7 protein-coding genes are annotated in these 7,885 nt (G+C 34.8%); 6 read left to right on the forward strand and 1 reads right to left on the reverse strand.

From position 1 onward, the window contains the following. Nucleotides 1–26 precede the first annotated feature (26 nt). Nucleotides 27–281, reverse strand: coding sequence for a GlsB/YeaQ/YmgE family stress response membrane protein (locus TX86_RS16100; RefSeq protein WP_042350558.1), 255 nt, complete (start codon nucleotides 279–281; stop codon nucleotides 27–29). A gap of 404 nt (nucleotides 282–685) precedes the next feature. Here TX86_RS16100 and TX86_RS16105 point away from each other — a divergent pair, with 404 nt between their 5' ends. The 6 genes from TX86_RS16105 to TX86_RS16130 all read left to right on the forward strand — a co-directional run bounded on the left by TX86_RS16105 (nucleotide 686) and on the right by TX86_RS16130 (nucleotide 7,850). Continuing rightward, the gene (locus tag TX86_RS16105; RefSeq protein WP_042349924.1) at nucleotides 686–1,306 is read left to right on the forward strand and encodes a DUF47 domain-containing protein; all 621 of its coding nucleotides are present in this window, start codon (nucleotides 686–688) and stop codon (nucleotides 1,304–1,306) included. Nucleotides 1,307–1,321: 15 nt separating this feature from the next. After that, nucleotides 1,322–2,320, forward strand: a complete 999-nt coding sequence (locus tag TX86_RS16110; RefSeq protein ID WP_042349925.1) for an inorganic phosphate transporter — start codon at nucleotides 1,322–1,324, stop codon at nucleotides 2,318–2,320. A gap of 223 nt (nucleotides 2,321–2,543) precedes the next feature. Further along, nucleotides 2,544–3,815, forward strand: coding sequence for a helix-turn-helix domain-containing protein (locus tag TX86_RS16115; protein WP_042349926.1), 1,272 nt, complete (start codon nucleotides 2,544–2,546; stop codon nucleotides 3,813–3,815). 54 nt (nucleotides 3,816–3,869) lie between these two features. Then, a complete protein-coding gene (locus TX86_RS16120) occupies nucleotides 3,870–4,694 on the forward strand; it encodes an EcsC family protein (RefSeq protein WP_081707687.1) in 825 nt (274 codons plus the stop codon). Nucleotides 4,695–4,844: 150 nt separating this feature from the next. Then, on the forward strand, nucleotides 4,845–5,990 hold the full coding sequence (gene ald, locus TX86_RS16125) for an alanine dehydrogenase (RefSeq protein WP_042349928.1): 1,146 nt from the start codon (nucleotides 4,845–4,847) through the stop codon (nucleotides 5,988–5,990). A 483-nt stretch (nucleotides 5,991–6,473) separates the two neighbouring features. Then, nucleotides 6,474–7,850, forward strand: coding sequence for a peptide MFS transporter (locus tag TX86_RS16130; RefSeq protein ID WP_042349929.1), 1,377 nt, complete (start codon nucleotides 6,474–6,476; stop codon nucleotides 7,848–7,850). Nucleotides 7,851–7,885: the final 35 nt, after the last annotated feature.

The following is a 7,885-nucleotide window of genomic DNA, read 5'->3' on the forward strand; positions in this document are numbered from 1 at the left end:
TTGGGCAACCTCTTGTTTTTATATAATTATGAAGCTTTCCGCATACCTCTTAATACAAGACTTAAAAGGAATACAAAAATAACAGCACCAATAATAGCTGGAATTATTGCAAATCCTCCAATATCCGGTCCAAGGTTACCTAATACTAACCCGCCTAACCAAGCTCCGATAAATCCTACGACAATATTGCCAATAATACCGAATGGAACATCTTTACCAAGAATAGCTCCAGCAATCCAACCAATTATGCCACCAACAATTAATGTCCATAATAGGCTCAGCATTACATTACCTCCATTCCATTATGAAAAACGTAAAGTGAAAAGATAAATATGAAGAACTTCGTTAATATGGTTTCCACTATCATAAATAAAATACAAACTAACTTTCATTCACTTTCCATTCCAAAGCAACAGCACTTCTACATCAGAAAGATTATTACTGTTTCATTACATAATTAGGCTATACCATTCATTTTTCTTCTAAATTCATACATTTTATGTAAATTATGTGTTAATTTATTAATCATTCAAACTCTCTTTTGTTAAGTTTATGTAAATTTCTAATTTATCACTTTATTCTAAAAGAATTTATAAGTAAAATTACTACGGTGAGCTAGTTTTCTAAATATATAGAAACTAATAAACTTAACTTTACGAACTTGGATAGTGGGGGTATTAACAATATGGTTTTTAAGTCTAAACAGGATAAGTTTGCTACTCTTTTGTTTGGTATAGCAGAGAATTTAAAACAAGGTGCTGACTACTTCGCAGATTACAAGTTGCAAAATATTAGCGATTTAAAAGTTTTTACTGAGAAAATGAAAGAATTTGAACACCAAGGGGATAATTACGTTCACGACGTAATTCAAGAACTAAATAAAGCATTCATTACACCTATTGAACGTGAAGACATTCTTCACCTTGCTATGAGCATGGATGATGTGATTGATGGTTTAGAACATTGCGCGGCAATGTTTGAAATGTATTCCATTACATCTGCAGATGAATATATGTTGAAATTTGTTGATGCAATCCGTAATAGCACATACGAAATTGAAAAATCCGTAAAGCTTCTAGCTTCTAAAAAATTAATGAACATCCGTGATCATGCAATTAAAATTAAGGACTACGAGTCCATCTGTGATGGGATTCATCGTCAAAGCATTAAACACTTATTTGCTGTTGAAAAAGATCCAATTCGTATCATTCAATATAAAGAAATTTATGAAAGTCTTGAAGATATTGCAGACTGCTGTCAAACAGTTGCCAATACACTTGAAACAATCATTATGAAGAATGCATAAGGAGCTTAATTTACAATGGATACACTACTAGTCTTAACAGTTTTAATTGTAATTGGCGCATTAGCATTCGACTTTATCAATGGCTTCCACGATACAGCCAACGCGATTGCAACAGCTGTTTCAACAAAGGCTTTAACTCCGAGGCGAGCTATTATTTTAGCCGCAACGATGAACTTTGTAGGTGCTATGACATTTACAGGAGTTGCCAAAACAATTACAAAGGATATCGTTGACCCTTTTACGTTAGAAAATGGCTCACTCGTAATCCTTGCTGCTCTAATCGCAGGTATAGCCTGGAACTTAATCACATGGTATTACGGTATTCCTAGTTCTTCTTCCCACGCAATTATTGGAAGTATAGCTGGTGCTGCTATCGCAGCTGCTGGTATCGGCGCTTTACACTTAGAAGGCTTCTTAAAAATTCTTGAAGCTTTAATTCTATCGCCAATATTAGCATTTACTGTCGGCTTTATCGTATATAGCATTTTCAAGGTGGTATTCAAAAACAATAATCTTCCAAAAACAAATAAGCGTTTCCGATATATTCAAATTGCCACAGCGGCACTACAGTCTTACACTCACGGAACAAATGATGCCCAGAAAGCAATGGGGATTATAACAATGGCGTTAATAGCTAATGGATACACAGATTCAACAGATATACAGCTATGGGTACAAGTATCTTGTGCGCTTGCAATGGGGCTCGGAACATCAATTGGTGGTTGGAAAATCATCAAAACAGTTGGCGGCAAAATTATGAAAATCCGTCCTGTGAATGGTGTTGCTGCAGATTTAACTGGAGCGAGTGTCATCTTCGGTGCAACAGCAATAGGATTACCTGTAAGTACAACTCATGTTATTTCTTCTTCAATTCTTGGTGTAGGTTCAGCCCACCGTTTAAAAGGTGTTAAGTGGGGTACTGCACAACGTATGTTAATTACATGGGTTATTACTTTACCAATTTCAGCAACGATTGCTGCAATTGTTTACTATATTTTAAATTTCTTTTTCTAATTCAAAAAGGAGTTCTTGACTATGTGTCTAGAACTCCTTTTTGTTGATATTAGATTTCAAAGTTATATTCGATTTACTGCTCACTTATTCAGTCTAGCAATCATCTCCCCTATTCAATATGGGATAAAGCAGATTTCTCAAGCCCAAGAGACTGATTATTATGACATTAGCACGCAAATGTATTAAGATAATTACACCAGATATGCAAAGGGGGAATAAACATATGAATAATCCGCATCCAAACAGTATTTTCAAAGGCATCCACGGTGATTTAGTCGAATTTGCTGATAGAATTAGTCATGTTCTAGGTTGCCCCGTCACTATAGAAGATGCAAACCATAGGGTTCTAGCATATAGCATTCATGACGATCTAAGTGATCCTGTTCGTATATCAACCATTATGAATAGAAGGGTTCCTGAAAAAATCATAAATAACTTATGGAAAGAAGGGGTTATCCCCTCTCTCTTAAAAGATGATTCTCCCATTATTATCCCTTCTATGAGTGAATTGGGATTCGGGAAAAGAGCTGCGGTTTCCATTCGAAAAAATCAAGAAGTCATTGGCTTTATATGGGTTTTAGAAATAAATAAATCATTCACAGAAACGGATTTAAACTTTCTTAAACTTGCTGCTAAGGAAGGTAAAAATCAACTTCTTCAAGCATTAGCTAAGAAAAAACGTAATCAAGAAAGCCATCAAGAATTCCTTTGGCAATTATTAACCGGACATTTTGATACCGAAGATGACATAAAATCTGTCTGTGCTGAAAATGCAATTTCACTTCCTTCTATTTATAGCATCATTGTATTTACATTTCCGAGTACAATCGATGAAAGCATTGAACGTAATATTTCATATACAATCGGAACAACACAAAAAATTAAAGCACCACTATACACCATTGATCAAAGACGGTTAATCATTGTCGCAAGTCCAGCTAATCAAAATGATTTTACACAGTCTCTTACAGAGTTTATCGATTCGTTCCTTTCTCAAATGAAAGTTCGCTTTGAACTAACCAATATACACGGAGCCTGTGGTCCTATATACTCCACCTATATCCAAGCTAGTACTTGCTACCAAGAAGCTCGCTATACTTTATCTTTACAACAAGTATTCCCAAACAAAGAAAAGCAATTAACCAATTACGCAACACTCGGCATATATCAATATGTACAAACACTCTATCATAATAGAACGACAAACATATTTCAGCAAAATATAAAAGAACTATTTAAATATGATGAAAAGAATAGTACAAACCTTATTGAAACGCTACAAACCTATTTAGAACATGATGCGAACCCTTACGATACAGCGTCTAAACTTCATTTACATGTGAACACCATTCATTATCGATTGAAAAGGATTAGCAGTATAGCGAATATTAATGTAAAGGATCCACTCCAAAAAATGGCACTCTACTTAGAATTCCTTTTGCAACAATATGAAAATTACATAAAATCAAAAAAAAGTGACACTTTTTCATCCTGAAATCGTACATGTATCAATGAATCTAAGATTCTAAATGCAAAGGAATTGGTGATGATGGAGAATAAAGAATCGCTCGGGAAAGAACTACAAATAGTTAAACAATGGGAGAAGGATCAAAAGGGATTATGGTTTTGGGAACGCTTAAGCCGCCTTCCCTTTAAGTTATTGGACAAACTAACTCCTGCCTTCATCCAAAACAAAATGGGTGTATTACTCGATGAAATTGGCAGTTATATTCAAAATGGTGGTCAATATTTAACACAAGAAAAGACCTTACTGAAAAACATACAAAAATCAAACCCGTCTTTACCTATTGAGACGATAGATGATATTAAGAATGTACCAATACAACAAATGATAACAATGAGTGAAGGTTTAAAAAACGATAGAGCGAAAATAGCAACGGTTCAAGGAGCATCTACTGGATTCGGTGGAATTTTCACACTCGCAATCGACATCCCTGTTATCTTAGGATTATCTCTCAAAACATTACAAGAAATAGCCATCATTCATGGATATGATCCAAATGAAAAAGAAGAGCGTATTTTCATTATCAAATGTCTTCAATTTGCTTCAGCTGATATTGTTGGAAAAGAAGCTATTCTGAATGAACTCTCAACTAAACACACAAGAAATAACAAATCACAAGAAATGATTTCACAATTACAAGGTTGGCGTGAAGTAGTATACACATACCGTGATCAGTTCGGCTGGAAGAAGCTCTTCCAAATGGTTCCGGTTGCTGGAATGTTATTCGGTGCTTTTACAAATCGCTCCATGATTCAAGATATTAGCGATGCAGGCATGATGCTGTATCGAAAACGCAGAATTCTAGAAAAGCTCGAACAGGTTGAGTTACTAGAACATCCAGATAATTAAATACTATATTATTTCATCTAGGTGGTGTTTGTAGAAATCTACAAATACCACTTTTTACATTTTCCAAAATTCACAAATAAATTAAAGAAAATAGTGATTATACTTTTATTAAGAAATCTAAATATTATATTTCATGGAGGTTATAGAATCATGCGTATATGTGTACCAAAGGAATTAAAAAATAATGAAAATCGTGTGGCAATAACCCCAGCAGGCGTTATTGCTCTAGTAAAAAGCGGACATGAAGTTTGCGTAGAAAAAGGCGCTGGATTTGGAAGCGGTTTCACTAATGACGCATATTTAGCAGCTGGTGCAACTATCATCGAAGATGTAGCTGTATTATGGGAAAAAGCAAATATGATTTTAAAAGTAAAAGAACCGTTACCAAGTGAATATCAATATTTCCGACCAAACCTCATCCTTTTCACATACTTACATTTAGCGGCTGAACCATCGTTAACAAAAGCATTAAAAGATAATGGTGTGCTAGCTATCGCTTACGAAACTGTATCTCAAGGAGGTACATTACCATTACTAACACCTATGAGTGAAGTAGCAGGTAGAATGGCTTCACAAATCGGCGCTCAATTCCTTGAAAAAATGAATGGTGGTAAAGGTATTCTATTAAGTGGTGTTCCAGGTGTAAAACGTGGAAAAGTAACCATTATTGGCGGTGGAGTTGTTGGAACAAATGCTGCAAAAATAGCTATCGGCTTAGGAGCAGATGTAACAATAATTGACCTTAGTCCAGACCGTTTACGTCAATTAGATGATATTTTCGGTAATCAAATTACAACAGTGATCTCTTCACCATTTAATATAGCACAAGCAGTTGCAGAATCTGACCTTGTTATCGGTGCTGTTCTTATTCCAGGAGCAAAAGCTCCTAAGCTCGTAACAGAAGAAATGGTTAAGACGATGTCCCCAGGATCAGTAGTTATCGATGTAGCAGTTGACCAAGGTGGTATTTTCGAAACAGTTGATCATATCACAACTCACGATAACCCAACGTATGTAAAACATGGTGTTGTTCATTACGCTGTTGCTAACATGCCTGGTGCTGTTCCACAAACATCAACAATTGCATTAACAAATGTTACAATTCCTTATGCAATTCAGATTGCTAATAAAGGAGCTTTAACAGCTATTCTTGCTAATCCTGCACTAGCTAAAGGAGTTAATGTTGCGAATCACCAAATTACATTTGAAGCTGTCGCTAAAGACCTAGGTTACGAATATGTACCTGTAGAAGTAGCCATTCAGCAAAATGGAACTAATTCAACGGTAAATCAATAATAGAATAAAATATCAGAGGCGTCCTAAATGAGATTTCCAATCACTTTTAGAACGCCTCTTTTTACGCTTTTAAAATGCTTCATACTTGTTAACATCAAATATTAAAAAAATCCCCACGGACTAGCCCTGACTAATACCTTGTGAATTCAACCACTTCCCTCCTCCTTCCTGAATGATTATTTACATTCCCTTTTGTGCATTATAAAAAAGCAATTATTAAACGCAGCCTATATTACAGTATTTTTAATATATAAAATGAATAAATATACATAATTTTATTCATAATTAAGATTTTACTATTTTTTCTAAATTGTTTTATTGTTATAATAATCAGTATTATTACTTTGTGTAATTAAAGTGTCAAATTTTCCATTGGTATTATTATTCAATTGACTGAATAAAAAAATTGTCTTACAATAACAACATCTTAAATTTTATTTTAGTATAACTTTAACGCAATAAAATATTCAGGAGGCATTATAAATGGGTACAACTATGAATCCACAGAAAAATACAAGTAAACACCCACCAGGTTTATACTTGTTGTTCTTCACTGAAATGTGGGAACGTTTTAGTTACTATGGAATGAGAGGTATTCTTGTTCTTTATTTAACGAAAGAAATCGTAAGCGGTGGACTTGGAATGAACGCTACCATCGCAATGAGTATATACGGTTTCTATACAGGTGCCGTTTATATTACACCTCTAATCGGTGGATGGTTATCTGATATGTACCTAGGAAAACGATTGGCAATCACCATTGGTGGTATTACAATGGCAATTGGTAACTTCGTTATGTTCCTTGGTGACGCACAATGGTCAATGTACACAGGTTTATTACTATTAATTATTGGTAATGGTTTCTTCAAACCAAATATTTCTTCACTTGTTGGTGACTTATACGAAGAAAAAGATCCAAAACGTGATGCAGCATTCACGATTTTCTATATGGGTATTAACCTTGGAGCATTCTTCGCACCACTAATTATCGCAATGGTTACTGATAAAATCATGGGCGGCATGCAAGGAGATGTATTTGTTTACGGTTACAAATACGGATTCTTAATTTCTTCAATCGGTATGGTTATTGGACAAGTACTTTTCAATATACTTGGTAACAAATATTTAGGTGACCTTGGTAAAAAACCAAACGGTCGTGAAGTAATAGGCGATGTAGCCGCAAAAAACAAACCACTTACAAAAGTGGAAAAACAACGTACAGCTGCAATTCTAATCTTAGCCTGTTTCGTAGTATTCTTCTGGGCAGGATTTGAGCAAGCTGGTAGTTCATTAACTCTTTACACAGATAAGTTTGTTGATCGTACAATTTTCGGATTTGAGATTCCAACTCCATGGTTCCAATCTGTAAATCCTTTATTTATTATCTTATTAGCTCCACTTGTTTCAATCCTTTGGGTGAAATTAGGAAACTCTAAACGTGGAGATTTCAGTTCACCATTCAAAATGGGTATCGGTATGATTCTTCTAGGTCTTGGTTACATGATTCTTCTTGTAGCTGTTCTAGGAACTGGTAGTAACGAAGCTGAAATCGTGTCAAAAGCACATATCATTTTCATTGTATTAACTTACTTCTTCCATACACTTGGTGAATTATTCTTATCTCCAGTTGGATTATCAACAGTAAGTCGTATTGCTCCAGTAAAACTTGCTTCACTATTAATGGGTGTTTGGTTAGCAAGTTCAGGTGTTGCAAACATTTTAGCAGGTCAACTTGCATCTGTAACTCAATCTTTAGGATATTTTGAAGTATTTGCAGTCATTGGTGCAATGGCAATTGTACTAGGTTTAATCCTTCTTGCATTCTCTAAAAAGATTACAAAAATGATGCACGTAGACTGATATAAATAGAAAAAAGCTGACTCGAATTAACCGAG

It is taken from the genome of Bacillus massiliigorillae (assembly GCF_000380245.2).
GTDB classification, from domain to species: domain Bacteria; phylum Bacillota; class Bacilli; order Bacillales; family DSM-1321; genus Bacillus_AD; species Bacillus_AD massiliigorillae.